Raw genomic sequence first — 23,388 nt, 5'->3', positions numbered from 1 at the left:
ATTTCGGGATCTGCGGGGGCCACCATGACGGAATCACCGGCTCGGCTGAACGTGATCGCCCCGGCCTGTCTCGGCGAGGCCCTTTCACCGCACGTGTTCCTGCTCGAAAAGCAGGACATCCGGCTGGTCCTGACGGCCGATCTGTCCTGCACCCTGCGGGAACACCGCGGCGCGGTGGCCGCGGTTCCCGCTTTCACCGAAGCCGAGGTTTCGGTGATCAGTTCACTCCGGGCCGCATTTCCCGGGCAAGCGGTGATCGGCGTCGTCGACGACGTCTCCGGAAACCAGACGTATGCCGCGATGCACGCTGGAGCGCACGGCGTGCTCAACATCCAGCTGCCACCATCCCGCGCGGTGACGGTGATCCACCGGCAGGCCGCCCGCCTCGCGCTGGCCACCCCGGATCACCCCGGCGCCGCGCCGGCGTTGAGCGTGAGCGACTTCGCGGTGCTCGAGATGGTGATCGAAGCGCGGTCGACGCGGGAGATGGCCCGGCGCTTCTACTGCTCCGAGCGGACGATGTACCGGCGGCTGAAGGACATCTACGGCCACATCGGCGTCGACGGCCGCCGCGGGCTCCTCGAACTGCTCGCCACGCGCCGGCGGGTGTTCAGCTGAACAGCAGGACGCGGTCCCACGACGACGGGCCGCGCGCGTCGTACCCCGCGAACGGCAGCAGCGCGCAGGCCACCCCGGCCGCGCCTTCGACGAGCCCGGCCACGTCGACGGGCGCGCCGGATTCGTGGTGCCGGAACAGGAACTCCGCCGTTTCGTCCGCACAGGCGGCCACGCGCCGGGCGACGCGGCCGGCCGCGGCCAGCAGCTCCGGATCGCCGGTGGCCGTGCCGACGCGGTGCAGGGCGTGCAGCAGACCGGCGTAACCGTGGCAGACGGTCGGGCCGTCGAGGTGCCACTCGGCCTCGGGACGCCGTGTGACCGCGCGCAGGGCCTCGACCGCGAGCCGCCGCCAAGCCGGTTCGCCCAGCACGGTCCCGGCCCGGTGCAGCGCCACCGCGACGCCGGGAGCGCCGTAGCACCAGGCACTCTTGGCCGGGACCGGGGTTTCCGCGGCCCAGGCCGGGAAGTACGGCCCGGCGGCGTCTTCGCCGGCGATGTCGCGCAGCCAGCCGGCGAGGTGGTGCATCGCGTCCTGCTGGCCGGGCACCACCCGCTCGTGTTCCGCGGCGAGGGCCAGGAACGCGAGGATCCCGGCGACGCCGTGGGCCATCCCGGCGTCGGCGCCGGGCCGGGTTTCCGTGACCGCCAGCCGGACCAGCGCGGCCAGGGTCGGTCCGACGTCGGCGCCCGCGTCGAGCAGGACGCGCCCGAGCCCGGTGAGGCCGTTGACGACGTCGTAGCCGCGCGGGTGGGCGAGCCGGTGCGCCTGCGCGGCCTCGGCGTACGCGGTCAGCCGCGCCCGCAACCCCCGGTAGCGGCCGGTGCCCGCCGCGCACGTCTGCGCGGCGGCGAGCACCGCGGCCGGGCCCTCGTAGAGCCCGGCGGCCGGCGCGTCGGCCAGCGCGGCCACCGCGGCCGCGAGGTGCCGGTGGGCCATCGGCAGCCACCGCTCGTCCGTCCGGCCCAGCTCGCCGAACAGCATCGCGACGCCGGGGTGACCGCGGAACAGCGAGGTCGGCCGGGTCCCGCCCGATCCGACGGGCGTGAGCCGCCGCGCGGTCTCGGTCACCAGCGCCGCGAAGTCCGCGGTCACGAGTGCTTCCGGCGGCCGAGGTGGTCGAGAACCGCGGCACGCGCGTAGCCGTGCACCTTCCGCTCCCGCTCGACGGGTCCGCCGAACAGCCGGTTGCACGTCATGTGCAGCAGGCTCGCCAAGATCTCTTCGGCGTCGCCCAGCTCGCGGACGACGTCGCCGTAGCGGCGCACGGCCTCGTCACGCGGGCCGAGCGCGTCGACGACCGCGCGTCCCTCGGCCGTCGCGCGCAGGCCGGGCCAGTCGCCGGCCGGGTCCACGAGGGACCGCCATCGGACGCGGTTCCGGGCGTACTCGCGGCCCGGCGCGATCGCCGGCAGCCGGTCCGCCGCACCGAACGCGTGGGCCAGCGCCGCCAGCGACACCGCGGCCAGTTCGTCCAGCGAAAAGGCCGTTCGCCGTTCCAGGTCCAGCAGCCTCAGCGCGAGCTCGCTGTCGGCGTGGAACACCGCCTCGGCCGCCGGCATCGCCGCCGGGCCGCCGTAGCGCTCCAGCTCCGGCTCGTGGCTCGCCACCAGCCAGTCACCGATCAGCCGCTGGTCCGACCACTCGCCGAGCCGCGCCGCGAGGCGGGGGAACACCGACGGCCACAACGTCGCCGGGTCGCCGTGGAACCGCAGCCGCAGGACCGGGTCCGGCTCCGCGTAGCGGACGAAGTACCAGGGCCCGCCGGCTTCGGCGGCCAGCGCCGGAAGCCGGTCGCGCACGACGTCCGGTCGCGGCGAGAAAACCTTGACGTACAGCCATTCCCCGCCCGGCTGGTACCGGCGACGGGCCCGCAGCGGACGGGCCCGCGGGGCGGTCCGCACCGGCGTCCGGCGGCTGAGCCCGACGACCACTTCGGCGGGCCGGCCGCCCAGCCAGCCGCCCGGGTCGGCGGACTCGGTGGCGACCAGGCCGGCGTCCTTCCGCAGCTCGTCGCGCAGGATCGCCCGGTGCCACGGGTCGGCCAGGTCGAGCGTCAGCCGCTGGTCCCGGCTGCGCACCTCGACCCGCTCCGGCACCCGCCACGCCGTCCGCCAGCGCTCGACCGCGCCGGGCCAGGCGTCGTCCGGCAGCTCGCGCAGGGCGTCCAGCCGCCACACCGCCGGGCTCAGCACCGTGCGCCGGTAGCGCACGCGCGGCAGGTACGGCCCGGCGAGCGCGCTCCCCCAGTCCCACGGTTCCCACAGCCGCGTCCCGGTCAGCCCGGCGTCGTGCAGGAACCGGACGACGTTCGGCGCCTGGTCCTCGAGCCGCAGCATGTTGTGCACCACCGGCAGCAGCTCGGTACCCGTCGGGACGTGCACGACGGTCACGCGGCCACCGGTCACGCCGACGGCGAGATCGGCCGGCGCGAGCGTCCCCCCGGGCAGGCCGACCGCGATCCGCCGGCCGGTGTGCACGGGCGTGTTGACGACGTTCGCGCCGCGCCCCTCGCGTGGCTGGTAGGCCAGGGTCACGGGCACGACCTGCTCGTCACGCTCCACGACGTCCAGGTCGGGGAGCATCTCGGCGAACCGGCTCGCGGTCGCGCCGGGCTGGTACGACCCGTGGCTCGGCGCGGTGACCAGCCGGAACTCGCCGGCGGCGAGGTCCTCGACCGAGGCCGCGCACAGCTGGAAGCAGTACTCGCCGAAGCGCGTGACCTCGGCCGGGTCGCCGTCGTCGGCCAGGGCGTCGACGGTTTCGTCGTCGAGCACGACCTCACGCACGCCGTCCCGGACCGCCTCGGCCACCAGCGCCGCCACCCGGCGGTCCCGGGGGGTCCGCTCCGGCGACGGCTCCGGCGTCGCGGGCCGCGCGGCCGGCCACCGGTAGCCCGCCGGGGCACCGATCCCGGCGGTCTCGTCGAGGACCTCCAGGAGCGGGACCAGCCGTCCGGTGCCGTACCGCTCGGTGAACCGGGCCTGCCACTCGCCGAGGACGACCCGGCGCGGCGACATCCGCCACATCGCGGTGACCGAGGCCGCGGCCTCGGCGCGGACGTCCTCCGGCAACCGGACGCGCAGCCCCTGCCGGGTGTCGACGTGCACGGGGTTCTCGTGCGGCCGCACGGCCCGCGCGAGGGCGACGAGGCGACGCAGTTCGGCGGGCCCTTCGCCGATCGGCCGCGCGTCGTAGGCGTCGCGCGCTTCGGCCACGGCGACGAGGGCGTCGCGCAGCGGTACGACCGCCCCGCGGCGCTCGGCCTCGGCCAACACGTCGATGACGTGGGTGAGCGGGTCACCGCCGTCGAGCGGCGGCCGCAGCGACGTCAGCAGCACGCCCTGGCGCACCAGCTCGGCGATCAGCCCGATGGCTCGGGGGTCGGAGACCGGGAACCGGTCCCGCAGCGCGGCGACGACGTCCGCGACGGGACGGGCCGCCCGCGTCTCGGCGAGCACGGCCTCGACCGCCGGGGTGCACCGCACCGAAACGGCCGCGCGGCGCCCCGCCGAGGGCGTGTCGAGGTGCAGCCGGTCACCGCGGCGGACCACCGTCGAGTGCGCCTGGACGTCGAGGTGGGGCAGCAGGCCGGGCTCCGGTTCGGCCGCTTCGACGACCTCCCGCAGCCAGCCGAGGTCGACGCGGGTCCGCGTCCGCGCCGGTCCGTCGTCCTCCACCTTCGGCGCGACGTCGAACCGGCCGGCGGACACCCCGGCGAACAGCCCGAACGGCGTCGGCCGGGTCCGCGAGCGGAGGTCGTACTTGAGCACGGCGAGCGCGGCCCGCCGCAGCTGAGCGGGCTTGCGCGCGTCGAGCCGACCGGTCCGCGCGTCCGCCAGAACCGCGGCGAGGCTCGGGCTGGCGACCTCGATCGCCTCGGCCAGCTCGGCCCGGTCGGCCGCGGCGCGCAGGACGTCCCGGCACGCCTCGGGACCCGGGCCGCCGGGGGCGGCCGGCAGCCGGGCGGCGCCCGAGCGCAGCGGGGTGCGTACGACGAAACCGTCGTGCACCCGGAAAATCTCGTCACCCATTTCCGGCCTCCGGGAAACCGGCGGCGGAAAACCGGAACCGGTCCGGTTTTCCGCCCGCCGCGGCGATCAGAAGGCCGAGCAGCAGTCGGTGCCGAGGATCCAGACCACGACGTCCGGGTTGAACTCGGCCTGGACGTCGAGGTCGAACTCGTCCGGCACGACCTGCATGTCACCATTTGCGTTCTGCATGATTCCGCTCCTGTCCGTGGGTACGGGGATTTCGACGTTCACCGGGGCCCTGGTGCTCACCCAGTAAATGGGCGAACCCACGGCCGGGGCAATCGCCGGCGGACAGGTTGGCAGTGATGGCAGGGCCGGTCAGCCGTCCTCGGCGACGCGGCGGGTCAGGGCCGCGACGCCGATGCCGACGACGGCCAGCACGATCCCGGCGATCACCCAGCCGACCAGGGCCAGCACCACGCCGGTGGCCGCGAACAGGGCGAACTCCACCAGGAAACGGGCCGGTTCCGGAAGCCGCCGGGAGGCCTTCGGGGCGATGAACAGGCCCCAGACGGCGGCCGCCGCCACCGGCAGCAGGACGGCGTCGACGATGGCCAGCACCACGCCGCCGCCGAGCTGGGTGCCGGCCAGGGCCAAGCCGCCCAGGAGGGCCAGTTCCGTCAGGAACCGGACCGTCAGCACCACACCCGCGACCCCGCTCAGGCGGGGAGTCGGCTCCGAAGTCATCCGCCCAGCGTAGGGCCCAAGTCCACTGTGGACGTTACGGATCCGGACCGGCACCGTCCGTGATCTGCACCACAGGTCACCTGGTTGGCGTGGTGATGTTGCGGTTCCGAATCGGTCCACCGGCCCGGCACGCGTCGCTGTAACGACCTTCCACCGCCGCTCGACGTGTCTAACGCATATCGCGACCGCGAGTCCAAGGAGCCTGGTAGATGACCACATGTCGACTCTGCGGTTCGACAAACACGGCCAGCGTCGTGGACCTCGGCGCGACTCCCCCGTGTGAGCGATTTCTGACCGCCGAACAGCTCGACGAGCCGGAAGCCACTTTCCCGCTGCACCTCATCGTGTGCACCGAGTGCTGGCTGGCGCAGATCCCGCCGTTGATCGACCCGGACGACACCTTCACGGAGTACGCGTACTTCTCCTCCTTCTCGACGTCGTGGGTGGAGCACGCGAAGCGCTTCGTCGACGGTTCGGTCGAGCGCCTCGGGCTGGACGAGAAGTCGTTCGTCGTGGAGGTCGCCAGCAACGACGGTTACCTGCTCAAGCACGTCGTCGGGCACGGCATCCGGTGTCTGGGAGTCGAACCTTCGGTGAACGTCGGGCAGGCCGCGCGCGACGCCGGCGTGCCCACCCTGACCGCGTTCCTCTCCGAGGAAACCGGCCGTCAGGTGCGCGAGGAGCACGGGCCGGCCGACCTGGTCGCCGCCAACAACGTCTACGCGCACATCCCCGACGTCCTCGGCTTCACCAAGGGCCTGCGCGCCCTGGTCGCGGACGACGGCTGGGTATCCATCGAGGTCCAGCACCTGCTCACGCTGATCGAGAAGAACCAGTACGACACGATCTACCACGAGCACTTCCAGTACTACACGGTCGAATCGGCCCGCCGCGCGCTGGCGACCGGCGGGCTGACCGTGGTCGACGTCGAACTCGTGCCGACGCACGGCGGCTCGATCCGGCTGTGGGCGCGTCCCACCGAGGCTTTCGGGGGGTCCCGGGTGGCGGAGCCCCCGGCCCGGGGCGGCGCCCCGGTTGTCGCAGCGGTCGCGGGCGAGCCCAGCGAGCGGATGACCGACGTGCTGGAGCAGGAGAAGGCCGCCGGGCTGCACGAGCTGTCCGGGTACACCGAGTTCGCCGAGCGCGTCACCCGCGTGCGGCTGGACCTGCTGAAGTTCCTCATCGAGGCGCGCAACGACGGGAAGACCGTCGTCGGCTACGGCGCCCCGGGCAAGGGCAACACCCTGCTCAACCACTGCGGCATCCGCACTGACCTGCTGCAGTACACGGTCGATCGCAACCCGTACAAGCACGGCCGGTTCACCCCGGGCACCCGCATCCCGGTGCTGCCCCCGGAGCGGATCGAAGCCGATCGGCCCGACTACGTGCTCGTCCTCCCGTGGAACCTCCGGGAGGAACTGACCGAACAGCTGTCGTTCGTGGGTGCCTGGGGCGGAAAGCTCGTGTTCCCCATCCCCCGCCTGGAAATCGTCGAGGTGTCTTGAAGTGAAGGTCGTACTCTTCTGCGGTGGTTACGGGATGCGGATGCGCAACGGCGCGGCCGACGACGTTCCGAAGCCGATGGCGATGGTCGGTCCGAGACCGCTCATCTGGCACGTCATGCGGTACTACGCGCACTTCGGGCACACGGAGTTCATCCTGTGCCTCGGCTACGGCGCGGCGCACATCAAGAACTTCTTCCTGAACTACCAGGAAACCATTTCCAACGACTTCGTCCTGCGCAACGGCAAGCCGGAACTGCTCTCGACCGACATCGCCGACTGGACGATCACGTTCGTGCAGACCGGGATCGAGTCGCCGATCGGTGAGCGCCTGCGCCGCGTCCGCGACCACCTCGACGGCGAGGAGATGTTCCTCGCGAACTACGCCGACGTCCTGTCCGACGCGCCGCTGCCCGACATGATCGAGCGGTTCGAGAACACCGACGCCGGCGCGTCGATGATGGTCGTGCCGCCGCAGTCGTCGTTCCACTGCGTGGAGATGAACGAAGGCGGCATGGTCGGCGCGATCACCGCCGTCAGCGAAATGCCGCTGTGGGAGAACGGCGGGTACTTCGTGCTGCGCCAGGAGGTCTTCGACCACATCCCGGAGAACGGCGACCTGGTCGCCGACGGCTGCGGCGAGCTGGCCAAGCGCGGCCGGCTGCTGGCCTACCCGTACCGCGGGTTCTGGAAGCCGACCGACACGGTCAAGGAGCGCGCGGCGCTCGACGACGCCTACACGCACGGCAAGAAGCCCTGGGCGCTCTGGGAGCGGCCCGTCGCGAGCACCGCGTGATCGGGCTCCGGCCGGGACAGCTCGGCGGCGTCGTCGCCCTCGGCGCGCACTGCGACGACATCGCGATCGGCGCCGGCGGCACCCTGCTGACGATGTGCGCGTCACGGCCGGGCCTGCGGGTCGACGCGCTGGTCCTCTCCGGCGGCGGCACGCCCCGCGAGGACGAGGAGCGCGCGGCGCTGGCGGCGTTCTGCCCCGGCGCGCAGATCGACGTCACCGTGCTGAAACTCCCCGACGGCCGGTTCCCGGCGCACTGGGAAGAGGCCAAGAACGCGCTGGAGGAGCTGCGGCGGCGGACCGACCCGGACGTCATCCTGGCGCCGCGCACCGACGACGCGCACCAGGACCACCGCGGGCTGGCCAAGCTGGTGCCGACGGCGTTCCGCGACCACCTGGCGCTCGGCTACGAGATCGTCAAGTGGGACGGCGACCTCGGCGCCCCGTCGGTGTACCAGCCGCTCGACGACGACGTCGCCGAGGAGAAGGTCCGGCTGCTGCAGACGCACTACGCGTCCCAGCGGCACCGCGGCTGGTACGACCGGGAGGCCTTCCTCGGCCTGGCCCGGATCCGCGGGATCGAAGCGGCCGCGAAGTACGCCGAAGCGTTTTTCGTCAAGAAACTCACTCTCGACCTGAAGGGCTGAATTCGATGCGGGTGTTGCTGACGGGGCACAAGGGCTACCTGGGCACGGTGATGGCCCCGGTGCTCGCCGCGGCCGGCCACGAGGTCGTCGGCCTCGACTCCGGGCTGTTCGAGCAGTGCCTGCTCGGGCCCGCACCGGCCGACCCGGGCGGGTACGCCGTCGACCTGCGCGACGTCACGGCCAAGCACGTCTCCGACGTCGACGCGGTGATCCACCTGGCCGCGCTGTCGAACGACCCGCTGGGTTCGCTCGCGCCCGAGCTGACCTACGACATCAACCACCACGCGTCGGTGAAGCTCGCGAAGCTGGCGAAGGACGCCGGAGTCCAGCGCTACCTGTACGCGTCGACCTGCTCGGTGTACGGCGCGGGCGGCGAGAACCTCGTCAACGAGGACGCGCCGCTGAAGCCGGTGACGCCGTACGCCGAGTCGAAGGTGCGCGTCGAGGCCGACGTCCACGAGCTCGCCGACGACGACTTCACCCCGGTCTACATGCGCAACGCGACGGCGTTCGGCTACTCGCCCCGGCTGCGCGGCGACATCGTGCTGAACAACCTCACCGCGCACGCGCACCTGTCCGGCGAGGTGCTGGTGCTCTCCGACGGCACGCCGTGGCGGCCGCTGGTGCACGCCCAGGACATCGCGCGCGCGTTCACCGCGGCGCTGACGGCGCCGAAGGAGGCCGTGCACAACAAGGCCTTCAACATCGGCACCGAGGACAACAACGTCACCGTGGCCGAGATCGCCCAGGAGGTCGTCGAGGCCGTGCCGGGCTCGACGCTGAACATCACGGGCGAGGCCGGCGCCGACCCGCGCTCCTACCGCGTCGACTTCTCACGCTTCCGCGAGGCCATCCCGGGCTTTGCCTGCGAGTGGTCGGTCAAGGACGGCGCCGTCGAGCTGATCGAGGCCTACCGGAAGTTCGGGCTGACCCGGGAGTCGTTCGAGAAGCTGTTCACCAGGCTCGCCTGGCTGCGCAGCGAGGGCGAAGCCGGCCGCGTCGACGACACCCTGCGGCGGCACTAGTGGCGGGCACGCAGCTGCGGACCGGGGCGGAACTGCACGCCCTGGTCGAGCGGCTGTACCCGATCTGCCGCAGCATCACCGGCGACGGCGTGCGGCAGACCCTGGACATCATCGGCGAGCACATCGCGCTGGAGCGGCACGAGGTCCCGACCGGCACCCAGGTGCTGGACTGGACGATCCCGCAGGAGTGGAACATCCGCGACGCCTACGTGGCCACACCTTCGGGTGAGCGGGTAATCGACTTCCGGGAGTCGAACCTGCACGTCGTCGGCTACAGCGTCCCGGTGTCGGAGCGGCTGCCGCTGAGCGAGCTGCGGGAGCACCTGCACACGCTGCCGGACCGGCCGTCGTGGGTGCCCTACCGGACCAGCTACTACGCCCCGGCCTGGGGATTCTGCCTCGCGCAGGAGAAGCTCGACGCGCTGCCCGACGGCGAGTACGACGTCGTCATCGACTCGACCCTGGCCGACGGCTCGCTCACCTACGGCGAGCACGTCGTCCCGGGCCGCGTCACCGACGAGGTCATCGTGTCCTGCCACGTGTGCCACCCGTCGCTGGCCAACGACAACCTCGCCGGCATCGCGGTGGCGGTCTCGCTGGCGCAGCAGCTGGCTCTCGTCCAGCCCCATTACACGTACCGGTTCCTGTTCATGCCGGGCACGATCGGCTCGATCACCTGGCTGGCGCGCAATTCCGACCGGATCGAGAAGGTCAAGCACGGGCTGGTCCTGGCGTGCGCCGGCGACCCGGGCCCGCTGACGTACAAGAAGTCCCGCCGCGACGACGCCGAGATCGATCGCGTCGTGCAGCACGTGCTCCGTTCGCGGGAGCACAAGGTCGTCGACTTCTCGCCGTACGGCTACGACGAGCGCCAGTTCTGCTCGCCGGGCTTCAACCTCGGCGTCGGCTCCCTGACGCGGACGCCGTACGCCGGCTACCCCGAGTACCACACCTCCGCCGACAACCCGGGTTTCGTCTCGCCCGCGGCCATGGAGGACACGCTCGGCGCGCTTCGCGACGCCTTCGGCGTCCTGGACCGCAACCGCCGGTACGTCAACCTCAGCCCGTACGGCGAGCCGCAGCTCGGCAAGCGCGGGCTGTACGAATCGCTCGGCGGCCGCAGCGACGCCAAGGAAGCCCAGATGGCCATGCTCTGGGTGCTCAACCTCTCCGACGGCGACCACAGTCTCCTGGACATCGCCGAGCGGGCCGGCCTGCCGTTCGACATCGTCGACGTCGCGGCGCGTGCCCTGCACGACGCCGGTCTGGTCAAGGAGTGAGCGACGTGGCCAACCACCGCCGGGCCTCCGGCTCGCTGCTCCGGAACGGCGCCGTGCGCGCCATGGCCGGACGGCTGAGCTGGGGCCTCGGCGACCAGGCGGTCTCGAGCCTGACGAACTTCGCGGTCGGCCTGTACGTGGCCCGCTCGCTCGGGACGTTCGCCTTCGGCATCTTCAGCCTCGCCTGGGTGACGTACGGCGTGGTGCTGAACGTCTCGCGCGGCCTGGCCACCGACCCGCTGATGGTGCGCTTCAGCGCCGTCTCGGAGGACCGCTGGCGCCACGGCGTCGCGAGCGCGTCCGGCACCGCCATCGGCGTCGGCTGCGTGACCGGCGTGATCAGCCTGGTCGCCGGACTCGCGGCCGGCGGCCCGCTCGGCAACGCGTTCGTCGCGCTCGCCGTCGTGCTGCCGGGCCTGCTGCTGCAGGACGCCTGGCGCTTCGCGTTCTTCGCCCGCGGGGCGGGCAAGAAGGCGTTCATCAACGACTGCGTGTGGGGCGTCGCGCTGATCCCGGCACTGGTCGTCGCCGCCGAGATCGGCACGGTCGTCGCGTTCGTGCTGGCCTGGGGCATCTCCGGCGCGGTCGCGGCGGTCTTCGGCTGGTTCCAGACCGGCGTCCTCCCGCACCCGCGCGCGCTGCTCGGCTGGTTCAAGTCCCAGCGCGACCTGAGCGTCCGTTACCTGGTCGAGAACGTCAGCAACAGCGGCGCGTCGCAGCTGCGCGCGTACGGCCTCGGCGCGATCGCCGGCATCACCGCCGTCGGCGCGGTCCGCGGCGCCGAGCAGCTGCTCGGCCCGTTCCTGGCCCTGCTCATGGGGCTGTCCCTGGTCACCGTCGCCGAGGGCGCGCGGGTGCTTCAGCGGGCGCCGCACCGGCTGAAGCACTTCTGCATGATCCTCGGCGGCGGCCAGGCCGCCGCCGCGCTGTGCTGGGGCCTGGCACTGCTGCTCCTGCTGCCGGACGCGGCGGGCCGCTGGGTGATGGGCTCGGTGTGGGACTCGTCGTCCCCGCTGATCCTCCCGGTGACCCTCGCCGTGGTCGGCGCGAGCTTCTCGACCGGCGCCGCGGCCGGCCTGCGGGCCCTCGGCGCCGCCCCGCGGAGCCTGCGGTCGCAGCTGATCGCCTCCCTGTTCTACGTCACGTTCGGCATCACCGGAGCCTTCCTGGGCGGTGCGGCCGGGTCCGCGTGGGGCGTCGCGGCCGCGACGCTCACCGGGTCCGTCGTCTGGTGGCTGCAGCTGCGGCTCGGACTGCGCGAGTACGTGCCGCCGGCCCCGGACGACGCCGGGGCCGGCGACGCCACCATCGTCTTCGCGCCGCTCAAGGAGACGATCAACGAAATCACCGTGGTCTTCGAGCCGATCAAAGAGCCGATCAAGGAATGAGGACTCCATGACCACCGTCCCGCGGCTGAGCCTCGGCCTCCCGGTGTACAACGGCGAGGAGTACCTCGCCGAGTCACTGGACGCGCTGCTCGGCCAGACCTACGAGGACTACGAGCTGATCATCTCGGACAACGCGTCCACCGACGCGACCGACGAGATCTGCCGCCGCTACGCCGAGAAGGACTCGCGGATCCGCTACGTCCGCCAGCCGAAGAACATCGGCGCGACACCGAACCACAACTTCGTGTTCGACGTCTCCCGCACCGAGCTGTTCAAGTGGGTCTCCCACGACGATCTCTACGCGCGCGACCTCCTCAAGCGCTGCATCGAGGCGCTCGACGAGCGCCCGGACGTCATCCTCGCCCACTGCGACCAGGCCATCATCGACGGCGACGGCCGCATCGTCCAGCCGCTCGAGTACACCCTGAACACCGGCTCCCGGCACGCCCCGGACCGCTTCCGCAGCATCCTGTTCGAGCCCGGCGGCGACGACTTCTACGGCGTCATCCGCGCCGACGTCCTCCGCCGCGTCAAGCCGCTCGACAGCTACCACCACGCCGACCGCACGTACTCGGCCGAGATGGCGCTGCACGGGCCGTTCTACCAGGTGCCCGAGCTGCTCTACTTCCGCCGCGACCACCCGGGCCGCGCGGAGCGGGCCAACCCGACCATCCGGAGCCGGTGCGCCAACCTCGACCCGCGGCGCGCGGACCGGCTCCGGAACCCCACCGTCCGCCTGGTCGGCGAGTACATCGTCGGGTTCGCCGACCTGATCCGGCGCTCCCCGATCTCGGGCGCCGACAAGCGCGAGTGCTTCCGGCACCTCGGCAGCTGGCTGACCGACCGCGCGCGCTCCGGCCACGGCGAGCGCGTCGAGGACCGCGCGCCGACCGCCTCCGACGTCGCCACGGTCAACGAGATCGTGGCCGGCCGGGAAGGCAGGCTCGCGTGAAGCGTGCCCCTCGCGTCGGCGTGTTCGGCCTGCTCGGCTCGGGGAACCTCGGCAACGACGGTTCCCTCGAAGCCGTGCTCGGCTACCTGCGCGCCGAGTACCCGGACGCCGTGCTGGGCGCCCTGGTGGGCGGTCCGGAGATCGTCCGCGAGCGGTACGGGCTCGACACCACGCCCCTGCACTGGAACCAGTCCGAGTACGAGACGGCGTCCGGCCTCCGATCGATCGTCCTGAAGGGCCTGGGCAAGCTCGTCGACATCGGCCGCACGGCCGCCTGGGTCCGCAAGCAGGACGTCGTCATCGTGCCGGGCATGGGTGTCCTCGAAGCGACGCTTCCGTTGCGTCCCTGGGGTTTTCCGTATTCGCTGTTCCTCCTCTCGGCCACGGGCCGGCTCTTCGGGACGAAGGTCGCGCTGGTCTCGGTCGGCGCCAACGAGATCAGCGCGCGGGCGACGCGGACGCTGGTCCGCTGGGTCGGCCGCCTGGCCACCTACCGCTCCTACCGCGACGACATCTCCCGCGACGCGATGCGCGCCATGGGCGTCGACACCAGCCGTGACCAGGTCTACCCCGACCTCGCGTTCTCCCTCCCCACCCCGGACGACGCCGGCGAGCCGGGCACCGTCGGTGTCGGCGTGATGGCCTACTACGGCGGCAACGACGACCGCGCCGACGCCGACCGGATCTACCGCCACTACGTCGACACGATGAACCGTTTTGTCGGCTGGCTCGTTGACCAGGACAGACCCGTCCGGCTGTTCATCGGCGATCAGATCGACCGGCAGGTCGTCGACGAGATCATCGAGAAGGCCGCTTCCCCGCTGGTGACGGCGGCTTCGGCGGAGACCCTGGACGAGCTGATGCACGAGATGGCCGCGGTGGACCGCGTGGTGGCGACGCGCTACCACAACGTGCTCTGCGCCCTGAAGGTCGCGAAACCGACCGTGGCGATCGGGTACGCGCCGAAGAACGACGTCCTCATGGCGGAGATGGGGCTCGGCGGTTTCACCCAGCGGGCGAAGACCGTCGACTTCGACCGGCTCGTCGAACAGTTCACCGAGCTGGAGAACCGTTCGGCCGAACTGCGCCAGACGCTGCTGGAACGGAATGAGATGAACGCGCAACGGCTCAAGGACCAGTTCGCCGCCCTTTCGGCGGCCCTCTTCGGGGGTGGGCGATGAAGGCCATTCCGGTGCCCGAAATCGAGGGCGTATACCTGTTCGAACCGGCACCCCACGTGGACGTGCGCGGCTTCTTCAGCCGCACCTTCGACCGCGAGGTCGTCGCGTCGGTCGGGATCGACCCGGACGGCTTCGCCCAGGACAGCCTTTCCCGGTCCCGCAAGGGAGTCGTGCGCGGGATGCACCTGCGCGGCGGGGCCGGCGAGTCGAAGCTCGTGCGCTGTTCGCACGGCGCGATCTTCGACGTCGTCGTGGATCTCCGACCGGATTCCCCGACATTCCGAAACATCAAGACGTTCGAACTTTCCGGTGAGACGCAGGTTTCGGTGTACATCCCCGCGGGGTGCGCGCACGGATTCCAGTCACTCACAGATCCCTCGGACGTTTCGTACCGTATCGATCGGGCGCACAATCCGAACGAAGACATTACGATTTCGTACAAAGACCCTGAATTGGACATTTCCTGGCCACTGTCAGTCACACTGGCCAGTGACCGAGACGAACGTGCGCCGTCTCTCGGAGAGGCGTTGAAACCAACGAGGTGACCCCCATGGGAACGAACTTGCCCCGCTCCACGACGGCGAACGAGCGGCTGCACCGGGTCATCCCGGGTGGAGCGCACACTTACGCCAAGGGCTCGGACCAGTATCCCTTCGAGATGGCCCCGGTCATCTCCCACGGCCGCGGCGGCCACGTCTGGGACGTCGACGGCAACGAGTACATCGAGTACGGCTCCGGACTGAGAGCGGTCAGCCTGGGCCACGCCCACCCCCGCGTCCTCGACGCCGTCCGCGGCGAACTGGACAAGGGCAGCAACTTCATCCGCCCGTCGATCATCGAGGCCGAGGCCGCCGAGCGGTTCCTCGAAAACGTGCCGACGGCCGACATGGTGAAGTTCACCAAGAACGGCTCCGACGCCACCACGGCCGCGGTCCGGCTGGCCCGCGCCGCGACCGGGCGCAAGCTCGTCGCGAAGTGCGCCGACCACGCGTTCTTCTCGACCGACGACTGGTTCATCGGCACGACGCCGATGAACGCGGGCATCCCGGACGAGACGACCGAGCAGACGGTGTCCTTCCCGTACGGCGACCTGCAGGCCGCCGAGGAGCTGCTGCAGCGCCACAACGGCGAGATCGCGTGCCTGATCCTGGAGCCGGCCGCGGCGGCCGAACCGCCGCCGGGGTACCTGCAGGGCCTGCGGGAGCTCGCCACGCGCCACGGCGTCGTGCTGATCTTCGACGAGATGATCACCGGCTTCCGCTGGTCCACCCACGGCGCGCAGGGCCTCTACGGCGTCACCCCGGACCTCTCGACGTTCGGCAAGGCCCTCGGCAACGGCTTCGCCGTCTCCGCACTCGCCGGCAAGCGGGAACTGATGGAGATCGGCGGGCTGCGCACCGACCGGGAGCGCGTGTTCCTGCTCTCGACCACCCACGGCGCCGAGACCCACTCGCTCGCCGCCGCGATGGCGGTGATGGACGTCTACCGCGACGAGGACGTCATCGGCCGCATGCACGCCCTCGGCGACCGGCTCGCCGCCGGCGTCCGCGACGTCGCGGCCGGAATCGGCGTCGAGGACCACGTGGTCGTCCGCGGCCGGGCCAGCAACATGGTCTTCGGCACGCTCGACGAAGAAGGCAAGCCTTCGCAGCCGTACCGGACGCTGTTCCTGCGCGAGCTGATCAGCGGCGGGGTGCTCGGCCCGTCCTTCGTGGTCAGTGCCGCGCTCACCGAGGCGGACATCGACAAGACGATCGACGTCGTCGCCCAGGCCTGCACGGTCTACCGCAAGGCGCTCGACGCCAACGACCCCACGCCGTGGATGGGCGGCCGCCCGGTGCGGCCGGTCTTCCGCAAGCGCGCCTGACCCGGCCCCCGCGCCGCCTGGTGCCCGGTTCCCGCCGGGCGCCGGGCGGTTGCGGGTTCGGAGCACGCCGCCGGATCCCCGCTCCGGGGAGCCGGTTTCACTCGTTGGGTCCGATGAGGACACTTGAGGGTGACTGTTTTCCCGCCCGATCGTGCGTAGCGTCCTGCCATGGGCAGATCTCGTGCGTTTCTCGTCGGTGCTTGCTCGCTCTTGATCGCCGTGGCTTGCCCGGCGATCGCGAACGGTGCCGACGGGCCCGGGCCGGTGTGCGATCACCAGCCCGCGGCGTACGAGGAACCGCCGCCCGGGGCGGTCTCCGTCGAACCGGGCGTCGACGGAGACCTCTCGGCCAAGACGGCGGCGCACCCGCCGGGCACCACCTTCTGGCTCCGGCCCGGCACCCACACCCTCGGCACCGACGAGTTCGGCCAGGTCGCGCCCAAGGACGGCGACGTCTACCTCGGCGCGCCCGGCGCGGTCGTCGACGGCCGCGGCGTCAACCGCGCGGCGTTCACCCAGCCCGCCCGCGACGTCGGGATCAAGGGCCTCACCATCCGCGGTTTTGCCGCTCTGCAGGACCAGGGCGTGGTCAACCACGACTCCGGCGACGGCTGGCTCATCGAGAACACCACCATCGAAGACAACGCCGGCGCCGCCCTGATGGCCGGCGCGGGCCAGGTCGTGCGGCACAGCTGCCTGCGGAACAACGGCCAGTACGGGCTCAACGCCTACCAGGCCGGCGACCACATCACCGGCCTCGTGCTGGAGGGCAACGAGATCACCGGCAACAACACCGGCGACTGGGAGACCAAGGTCCCGGGCTGCGGCTGCAGCGGCGGGGCCAAGTTCTGGGCCGTGAACGGCGCCGACGTCCGCGGCAACTGGGTCCACGGCAACCACGGCGCCGGCCTGTGGGCCGACACGAACAACAACGACTTCCTCGTCGAGGACAACCTGTTCGAGGCCAACGACGCCGAGGCGCTGTTCTACGAGACGAGCTACAACCTCGTGCTGCGCGGCAACACCTTCCGCGGCAACAGCCTTGTGCAGGGCCGCAAGTTCGCCTCGCGCGGCGACAACTTCCCGGCCGCGACGGTGTACCTGTCGGAGTCGGGCGGCGAGTCCCGGGTGCCGGCGCGGACGTCGGCCATCGACATCAGCGGGAACACGTTCGTCGACAACTGGTCCGGGATCACGCTGTGGGAGAACGCCGACCGCTTCTGCACCAGCCCGGCGAACACGTCTTCGGGCTACTGCACAAAAGTGGCTTCCCCGTCTTCGTGCTCGGCGGGCACCATCGCGAAGGCGCCGGCCTACGACGACTGCCGCTGGAAGACCCAGCACGTCGAGATTCACGGGAACACCTTCCGGTTCGAGCCTGGGCGGGTGGGCTGCACGAGCTTCTGCGGGCGGATGGCACTGCTGTCGAACTACGGGACGTTCCCGGACTGGTCGCCCTACAAGGGAACCGTGGTCCAGGAAGCGATCACGTTCCAGCAGGACAACCGGTGGCACGACAACTCCTATGCGGGGCCGTGGACCTTCGTCGTGCATGACACCTCCAGGACGGTCGACCCTGCGGGCTGGCGGGCGGGCCCGTACTCGCAGGACGCGTGTTCTTCGTTCGACGGTGGGTCCGCCGGCTGCTGATCACGACTATGGCACCGGGTTCCGACACTTTTCTCCGGCGATCACGACTTCGGTGACGATTTCCCTTGGCAGAAAAGGGAAAAGTCGCGAGTGGTGAATTCCGGACACCGCAATCACCCGTTCAAGCGATGGTGTTCGCACGAGTGTTCGGTACCTTCGGAGACATGGCCACCTCGAGCCCCGTTCCCGAAACCCTCCGCCATGACGCGACCGACGTCGTCGCGTTCGACGCGATGGGCGTCCTCTACTCGCGCGCCGACGACGTCGGTGAACTGCTCGTCCCTTTCTTGCGCAGCAGGGGATGCGTGCTCGAACGGCATGACATCCCCGACTGGTTCGTCAGCGGAGAAACCGGAACACTGCGGCTGTCCACGATGGACAGACTTCGAAGAGAGCTCAGACCGTGGTGAACCGCGAACTCGGCTCTCCTCGCAGCCGCCCCGAGGGCAGCCGCCGGTTGCAGAGCACCAGCAGGAGATCCTGGGCGGCGCCCGTGAGCGGCGAGCCGGTGCCGTACGACCAGTCGAGGTCGTCGGCGCGCAGGGAGACGCCCGCCAGATCGGCGCCGAAGTACCTCACCTGCTTCGGCTTGAGACCGTCGAGAACCACCTCGAGCCGTTCCCGGGGCACCCTCCGGTCGAGGCTCAGGGCGGTCGTGATGTCCAGGCCGTGGATCACGTCGTGGCTCAGGGCGCCTTCCGCTCCCCCGCCCGGCGGCCGCCAGGGGTGTTCGGCGTTGTCGCGCAGCGAGGCGACGAGCGCCTCGGACGACAGCCCGGCCGCGTCGCGTCGCGCCACCCGGTCGGCCATGTGGTTGAAGCGCCCGGCGGACTTCAGCAGTTCGCGGGCGAACCGGCCGGTCGACATGCGGAACGGCATCGTCAGGTGGGCGACCACCTCCGGCACGCGCCAGCCCGCGCACAACGTCGGCGTCGCCCATTCGGCCGGCGACAGGCCATCGAGCACCGCCGCCAGCTCACGGCGTTCCGCGGCGATCAGGTCCTGGATCATCGGGGTCTCCTTCGCGAGTCGGTCACCCCACCGACGAACAAGCCCGACCGAGACCGACAGGTCCGCCCGAAGAACCGCCACCCAACCGGACCGGCGCCTGGGCGCCGCGAGTGTCACCCCGCCGACGACCGCTGGGTCGTCAGAGGCGATCGGCGACGCGGTCCACCGCCCACGCCATCGCAGGGACCACCGCCAGCGCGGCGCAGAACCCGCCGATCGCGTCCGTCGGGTAGTGCGCGCCCAGGGACACTTCGGCCCAGCCCATCGCGATCCCGGCGACCGCGGCCAGCACCAGCATGAGCAGCACCCCCGCCGTGCGGCCCAGGTGCAGGCGGTCGGCCACCAGCAGGCCGATGACCAGCGCGAGGGCCGTGGCCATGGCCGTGTGACCGCTCGGGTAGGACAGAAACTCGCCGTGGATCGTGCGGCCGACGATCGGCTTCAGCACCGTCGTCACCGCGACGGTGGCCAGGACCCCGACCACGGTCAGCACCGCTATCCGGACCCGGTGGGCCAGGAAGCCCAGCAACGCGACCAGGGCGACCAGGATCGTCGACCCGACCGGTTCACCGCCGAAGTCGAAGACCAGCGCCACGTACCGCCAGGGTGGCCGGACGCCGTCGAGCGACGGCAGCACAGCCGCGTCGATCCCGGTCAGGCCGGAGTCGTGGAAGTGGAGGATGCCGAGCGCGACGAGCACCGCCGTCGCCAACGCGCCCGACATGGCCAGCGGGGCCCGCAAGGCGACCGGCAGGGCCTCGGGTGCCGTCCGGACGAGTTCCCTCACCCGTGTGCCTCGATCGCGGCCTGGTACCCGGAGACCAGCCGGTCGAGCCCGACCGCCGGGGTGAAGTCCTTCTCGTACCGGACGCGGGCCGCGTCCCCCATCTCCTGGTTCCGGTCGCCGGTCACCTGGCGCAGCCGGTCCGCGAGCGAGGCCGCGTCGTTCGGCTGGTGCAACAGGCCCGTCACGCCGTCCTCGACGAGCTCGGGGAACGCGCCGTGGGCCGCCGCGACCGTCGGCACGCCGGCCGCCATCGCCTCGACGACGACCAGGCCGAACGCCTCCAGCCACGTCGACGGCGCCACCACGGCGACGGCGTCGGCGGTCAGGGCGCGGCACTCCGCCTTGTTCTGCAGGCCGACGTACGAGACGTCCGGCCGGCCGGACGCCCAGGTCGCGACCTCGTCCTGCATCGGGCCGGTGCCGGCGATGACCAGCGGCACGCCCAGGGCGCCGCCGAGCTGGTCCCACGCCCGCATCAGCAGGCCGACACCCTTTTCCTCGGTGATACGGCCGAGGAACAGTACGTGCTTTCCGTCGCCGGTGCGGCGGACACCGGGGTCGGTGACGAAGTTGTGCTTCACCGCCATCCGCTCACCGGGCATCCCGGCCGACACCAGGAGGTCACGTTGAGCCGCCGAAATGCAGAAGAACCGGGACACGCTCGTCCACCACCGGCGGCGGTTTGCGATCATGCTGGCCGCCATCGGCACCGTCGCGGCGCTCGATCCGCGGTAACAGCCGTGCTTCACCGCGGGCAGCGGTGAGCCGCCGACGCACTCGGTGCAGATGTGGCCGTCGCGGTGCAGGGTGCCCGGCGGGCAGACCATCGTGTAGTTGTGCAGCGTCGCGACGGCGGGCACGCCCGCGTCCGCGCAGGCGGCGACCACCGACGGCGACAGCAGCGGGAACGTGTTGTGGATGTGCACGACGTCCGGGCGCGACGCCCGCAACCGGGCCGCGAGCTCCTTCCGGACCGCCGGGTTCCACGGGATCATCAGCGGAACGGTCGCCTTGCGGGGCAACGGCATCTGCGAGATGTCGTCGCTGCGGCGCTCGAACAACGACACCTTGTGCCCGCCCTCGGCGAGCAGGGAGACCTCGGCGTCGACGACGTTGTTCTCACCGCTCGGCTGCTCGGACCGGTACCGGTTGTGGACCACGAGCACCTTCACGCGGCTGCACCTCGCACGCTTGCCCCCTTCGCCGGGATGAATGCTTCTTCGTCGGACTGCGGCACCCCGCGGACCAGCAGCGACGCGGCCAGGGCCAGGTGGAGCAGGTACGGCGACGCGTCGCCGAGGCCGGCCTCGGTGTAGGAGGCCGAAATGCAGTAGGTGATCAGGAAGATCGCGCACGCGCGAGCCAGGGACGGCGGCCGCAGCACGGCCACCACGACCAACGTGAGGAGGAAGCCCGCGACCAGCGCGATCCCGACGAACCCCTGCTCGTGGTAGATCGCCAGCCAGCTGTTGTCGATGGGGAGGCCGTCGTAGGACTTGTCCGTCAAGCCGACGCCGAAGATGTACTCCGACGTCGTCCGCGGAGCCTCCAGCAACGCGTCCCAGACCTTCGCGCGGCCGGTCAGGCTGGAGAAGTTGTCCGCGCTCTGCCCGCGGAGGAACCACGCCTGCAGCGCGCCGGCCAGCACGAGACCGCCGACACCGCCGATACCGGCCGTCCACGCGAACACCTTGCGGGCGCGGGCGCTGGTCAGCGCCATCGACAGGAAGGCCACCAGGAGCCCGGCAAGCAGGCCGAGTGTCGCCGTGCGGGTGTGCGTGAGCAGCAGCAGCGCGAGGGCCGGCACCACGATGATCAGAGCACTGCGCCAGGTCGTGCGGCGGCCGAACCAGAGCAGGAGCGTCAGGCCGGAGATGACCGCCGCGTACTGGCCGATCTGCGGCGGCGTGAGCGGCCAGATCGCGCCGGACAGCCGGCCGCCGTACTCCTCGGGCATCGCGTTGCCCGGCGAGACGACCAGGCCCACCGCGACCGACGCGAGCACGATCCCGTACGTCCGGATGTGGGACCGGACCAACCCGAACCCGCCGTCCCACCAGCGGGTGAGCAACCAGAGCGTGGAGAGGAAGACCGTGAGCCGGAAGCACCGGAAGAGCGCGCCCGCGCCTTCCTTCAGGTCGGCGCTGGCCAGGATGCTGGACAGCAGCAGCAATGTCAGCAGCAGCAGGTACGCGCTCGGCCGGATCCGCAGGTGCTTGTTCAGGGCCAGCGCGATCACGAAGGCCGTCATCAGCGAGCCCATCGTGACCAGCTGGCTGACCGACCGCGGCAGCGGGATGACCGTCTTCGCGCCGGTCGAGCCGAGCGTGTTGATGATCAGCAGCGCCCACGCCAGAGCCGCCCACTTCGGCGTCGACGACGCGGGCTCGACCGTGGCTTCGCCGCGGATCCTCGCCGTCGTTCGGGTTTGTGTCGCCATGTCAGCCCCCGCCCTGCGCGGTGAAGGTGCTTCCGGAGTCCTGCGAGTACGGCGAGCCCTGCCACTCGCCGATCTCGATGACGCGGTCGGTGGTGTACGGGATGAACGTCCACGGCCCGGCGTAGCTGTTGTCGTGCCAGCGGTTGTCCTGCTTGTACGTGATCGCTTCCTGGACGACGTCGTTCTTGTAGGGCGACCAGTCCGGGTAGGTGCCGAAGTTCGACAGCAGCGCCATCCGGCCGCACGAGGCCTGGCAGCCGACCACGGCCGGGTCCAGGACGAACTTGTTGTCGTGGATGTCGACGTGCTGGGTCTTCCAGCGGCAGTCGCTCAGCAGCGGCTCGGTGGTGATCGCCGGCGCCGCGCACGTCTTCACGTTCGGCACGAGGCGGGTGCAGTCACCGGACGAGGTGTTGGCCGGGCTGTTGCAGTACCGGTCGGCGTTCTCCCACAACGTGATCCCGGACCAGTTGTTCTCCAGGAAGTTGCGGGAGATCTCGATCTTCGCGGTCCGCGCCTTGATCCGCGGCTCGCCGCCGGACTCGGAGATGTAGATCGCCGGCGTCGGGAAGTTGTCGCCCTTGTCGGCGTACCTGCGGCCGTCGACCCAGTTGTTCTTCCGGATCGTGTTGTCGCGGATGATCGCGTTGTAGCTGATCTCGTAGATGATCGCGGCGCTGTCGTTGTTCTCGATGAGGTTGCCCTCGATGAGGAAGTCGTTGTTGTTGGTGTCCGCCCACAGCCCGGTGCCGTGGTTGTCGTGCACCCAGTTGCCGCGGACGTCGGCGCCGTTGACGTCCCAGAACTTGACGCCGCCGGTGCAGCCGCAGCCGTCGATCTTCGTTTCCCAGTCGCCCGTGTTGTTGCCGGCGATCTCGTTGCCCTCGACGACCAGCGCGGTGATCGGGGTGCTGCCGGAGAAGGCGTTGATCCCGTACTGGCCGTTGCGGCGCAGGCAGTTGCCGCGCACCTGCTGGCGCGCGCCCGCCATCAGCCCGGCGCCGTCGTTGTCCTGGATCGTGGAGTGCTCGATCTGCCAGCCGTCGCCCGAGTCGTGGTTGACGACCCCTTCGTCGCGGGGCGCGGCGAAGCCCTGCACGGTCAGGTAGGTGAGCTTGACGTTGTTCCCGTGCCCGGTGAACGCGTACTGGTTGATCTTCCGGCCGTCGAGGATCGCGCCGGGCGCGCCGATGTAGACGTCGCCGTCCTTCGGCGAGACCTGGTCGTACTTGTCGTCGCCGAGGATGTGCTTGCCCGGCTTGAGCCAGAACGTCGTGCCCGGGCCGGCCGCGCGCGTCTTCACGGCGAGGTCGTTCGGGACCGCCGGGTCGACGATCACCGCACCGGCCGGCGCCGCCGTCGGGCCGGCCGGCTCCTTGTCGCAGACCGCCGCGACCGACCCGCTGGGGGCCGAGGTCGCCTGGGCCGGGCCGCCGGTGTCGGGGCTGCTGGAGCACGCCGCGAGCGTGAGCAGCACGCCGAGCAGCGGAGCGGCACGGCGGAGTCGGGAGCGGCGGGCTGTCACGGG

22 protein-coding genes are annotated in these 23,388 nt (G+C 71.2%); 13 read left to right on the top strand and 9 right to left on the bottom strand.

All coding sequences use genetic code 11. The features are described 5' to 3' along the window. Nucleotides 1–24 precede the first annotated feature (24 nt). Nucleotides 25–618: a helix-turn-helix transcriptional regulator gene (locus tag OHS58_RS40495; protein ID WP_326956115.1), complete on the top strand. Its 594-nt coding sequence runs from the start codon at nucleotides 25–27 to the stop codon at nucleotides 616–618. Here OHS58_RS40495 and OHS58_RS40490 read toward each other — a convergent pair. The 4 genes from OHS58_RS40490 to OHS58_RS40475 all read right to left on the bottom strand — a co-directional run bounded on the left by OHS58_RS40490 (nucleotide 611) and on the right by OHS58_RS40475 (nucleotide 5,337). Beyond that, nucleotides 611–1,711 (bottom strand): lanthionine synthetase C family protein, encoded by a 1,101-nt coding sequence (locus OHS58_RS40490; RefSeq protein ID WP_328645873.1) that lies wholly within the window; start codon nucleotides 1,709–1,711, stop codon nucleotides 611–613. The two genes, OHS58_RS40495 and OHS58_RS40490, sit on opposite strands and share 8 nt — an antisense overlap. Beyond that, the gene (locus tag OHS58_RS40485) at nucleotides 1,708–4,650 is read right to left on the bottom strand and encodes a lantibiotic dehydratase (protein ID WP_328645872.1); all 2,943 of its coding nucleotides are present in this window, start codon (nucleotides 4,648–4,650) and stop codon (nucleotides 1,708–1,710) included. The genes OHS58_RS40490 and OHS58_RS40485 overlap by 4 nt, the downstream gene beginning before the upstream one ends. Nucleotides 4,651–4,716: 66 nt before the next feature. Continuing rightward, nucleotides 4,717–4,839: a hypothetical protein gene (locus tag OHS58_RS40480; protein WP_326945965.1), complete on the bottom strand. Its 123-nt coding sequence runs from the start codon at nucleotides 4,837–4,839 to the stop codon at nucleotides 4,717–4,719. Between the two features lie 129 nt (nucleotides 4,840–4,968). Next, a complete protein-coding gene (locus OHS58_RS40475) occupies nucleotides 4,969–5,337 on the bottom strand; it encodes a YrdB family protein (protein ID WP_328645871.1) in 369 nt (122 codons plus the stop codon). 209 nt (nucleotides 5,338–5,546) lie between these two features. Here OHS58_RS40475 and OHS58_RS40470 point away from each other — a divergent pair, with 209 nt between their 5' ends. The 12 genes from OHS58_RS40470 (at nucleotide 5,547) to OHS58_RS40415 (ending at nucleotide 18,032) form a co-directional block, all read left to right on the top strand. Further along, the gene (locus OHS58_RS40470) at nucleotides 5,547–6,842 is read left to right on the top strand and encodes a class I SAM-dependent methyltransferase (protein ID WP_326945963.1); all 1,296 of its coding nucleotides are present in this window, start codon (nucleotides 5,547–5,549) and stop codon (nucleotides 6,840–6,842) included. A 1-nt stretch (nucleotide 6,843) separates the two neighbouring features. Beyond that, nucleotides 6,844–7,635 carry a glucose-1-phosphate cytidylyltransferase gene (locus OHS58_RS40465; RefSeq protein ID WP_247060419.1) on the top strand — a complete coding sequence of 264 codons (792 nt, stop codon included), beginning with the start codon at nucleotides 6,844–6,846 and terminating at the stop codon, nucleotides 7,633–7,635. After that, nucleotides 7,632–8,279, top strand: a complete 648-nt coding sequence (locus OHS58_RS40460) for a PIG-L deacetylase family protein (protein ID WP_328645870.1) — start codon at nucleotides 7,632–7,634, stop codon at nucleotides 8,277–8,279. The genes OHS58_RS40465 and OHS58_RS40460 overlap by 4 nt, the downstream gene beginning before the upstream one ends. 5 nt (nucleotides 8,280–8,284) lie before the next feature. Continuing rightward, on the top strand, nucleotides 8,285–9,304 hold the full coding sequence (locus tag OHS58_RS40455; RefSeq protein ID WP_247060415.1) for an NAD-dependent epimerase/dehydratase family protein: 1,020 nt from the start codon (nucleotides 8,285–8,287) through the stop codon (nucleotides 9,302–9,304). After that, nucleotides 9,304–10,584 carry a DUF4910 domain-containing protein gene (locus tag OHS58_RS40450; RefSeq protein WP_326945961.1) on the top strand — a complete coding sequence of 427 codons (1,281 nt, stop codon included), beginning with the start codon at nucleotides 9,304–9,306 and terminating at the stop codon, nucleotides 10,582–10,584. The genes OHS58_RS40455 and OHS58_RS40450 overlap by 1 nt, the downstream gene beginning before the upstream one ends. A gap of 5 nt (nucleotides 10,585–10,589) precedes the next feature. Next, entirely contained in the window at nucleotides 10,590–11,972 is a 1,383-nt protein-coding gene (locus OHS58_RS40445; protein WP_328645869.1) for a hypothetical protein, read from the top strand. 7 nt (nucleotides 11,973–11,979) lie between these two features. Then, nucleotides 11,980–12,924, top strand: a complete 945-nt coding sequence (locus OHS58_RS40440; RefSeq protein ID WP_247060408.1) for a glycosyltransferase family 2 protein — start codon at nucleotides 11,980–11,982, stop codon at nucleotides 12,922–12,924. Next, nucleotides 12,921–14,105, top strand: a complete 1,185-nt coding sequence (locus OHS58_RS40435; RefSeq protein WP_328645868.1) for a polysaccharide pyruvyl transferase family protein — start codon at nucleotides 12,921–12,923, stop codon at nucleotides 14,103–14,105. Before OHS58_RS40440 ends, OHS58_RS40435 begins: the two co-directional genes overlap by 4 nt. Continuing rightward, the gene (locus tag OHS58_RS40430) at nucleotides 14,102–14,650 is read left to right on the top strand and encodes a dTDP-4-dehydrorhamnose 3,5-epimerase family protein (protein WP_247060404.1); all 549 of its coding nucleotides are present in this window, start codon (nucleotides 14,102–14,104) and stop codon (nucleotides 14,648–14,650) included. Before OHS58_RS40435 ends, OHS58_RS40430 begins: the two co-directional genes overlap by 4 nt. Before the next feature lie 5 nt (nucleotides 14,651–14,655). After that, entirely contained in the window at nucleotides 14,656–15,972 is a 1,317-nt protein-coding gene (locus OHS58_RS40425; protein ID WP_328645867.1) for a glutamate-1-semialdehyde 2,1-aminomutase, read from the top strand. Between the two features lie 168 nt (nucleotides 15,973–16,140). Continuing rightward, nucleotides 16,141–17,622: a right-handed parallel beta-helix repeat-containing protein gene (locus OHS58_RS40420; protein ID WP_328645866.1), complete on the top strand. Its 1,482-nt coding sequence runs from the start codon at nucleotides 16,141–16,143 to the stop codon at nucleotides 17,620–17,622. Between the two features lie 164 nt (nucleotides 17,623–17,786). After that, nucleotides 17,787–18,032 carry a hypothetical protein gene (locus OHS58_RS40415; RefSeq protein WP_328645865.1) on the top strand — a complete coding sequence of 82 codons (246 nt, stop codon included), beginning with the start codon at nucleotides 17,787–17,789 and terminating at the stop codon, nucleotides 18,030–18,032. On the opposite strand, the gene OHS58_RS40410 is transcribed toward OHS58_RS40415, so the two are convergent. The 5 genes from OHS58_RS40410 to OHS58_RS40390 form a co-directional block, all read right to left on the bottom strand. Continuing rightward, the gene (locus OHS58_RS40410; protein WP_328645864.1) at nucleotides 18,019–18,633 is read right to left on the bottom strand and encodes a maleylpyruvate isomerase family mycothiol-dependent enzyme; all 615 of its coding nucleotides are present in this window, start codon (nucleotides 18,631–18,633) and stop codon (nucleotides 18,019–18,021) included. The genes OHS58_RS40415 and OHS58_RS40410 overlap by 14 nt on opposite strands. A 139-nt stretch (nucleotides 18,634–18,772) precedes the next feature. Further along, nucleotides 18,773–19,420, bottom strand: coding sequence for a phosphatase PAP2 family protein (locus tag OHS58_RS40405; protein ID WP_326956127.1), 648 nt, complete (start codon nucleotides 19,418–19,420; stop codon nucleotides 18,773–18,775). Continuing rightward, complete coding sequence (locus OHS58_RS40400) at nucleotides 19,417–20,592, bottom strand: glycosyltransferase (RefSeq protein ID WP_328645863.1); 1,176 nt, start codon at nucleotides 20,590–20,592, stop codon at nucleotides 19,417–19,419. The genes OHS58_RS40405 and OHS58_RS40400 overlap by 4 nt, the downstream gene beginning before the upstream one ends. Then, nucleotides 20,589–21,860, bottom strand: a complete 1,272-nt coding sequence (locus OHS58_RS40395; protein WP_442788254.1) for an O-antigen ligase domain-containing protein — start codon at nucleotides 21,858–21,860, stop codon at nucleotides 20,589–20,591. Before OHS58_RS40395 ends, OHS58_RS40400 begins: the two co-directional genes overlap by 4 nt. A gap of 1 nt (nucleotide 21,861) precedes the next feature. Next, nucleotides 21,862–23,385 carry a right-handed parallel beta-helix repeat-containing protein gene (locus OHS58_RS40390; RefSeq protein WP_247060394.1) on the bottom strand — a complete coding sequence of 508 codons (1,524 nt, stop codon included), beginning with the start codon at nucleotides 23,383–23,385 and terminating at the stop codon, nucleotides 21,862–21,864. Nucleotides 23,386–23,388 lie beyond the last annotated feature (3 nt).

The sequence above is a fragment of the Amycolatopsis sp. NBC_00348 genome (genome assembly GCF_036114655.1).
Taxonomy (GTDB): domain Bacteria; phylum Actinomycetota; class Actinomycetes; order Mycobacteriales; family Pseudonocardiaceae; genus Amycolatopsis.
This window is presented reverse-complemented; position numbering and strand designations above follow the sequence as displayed.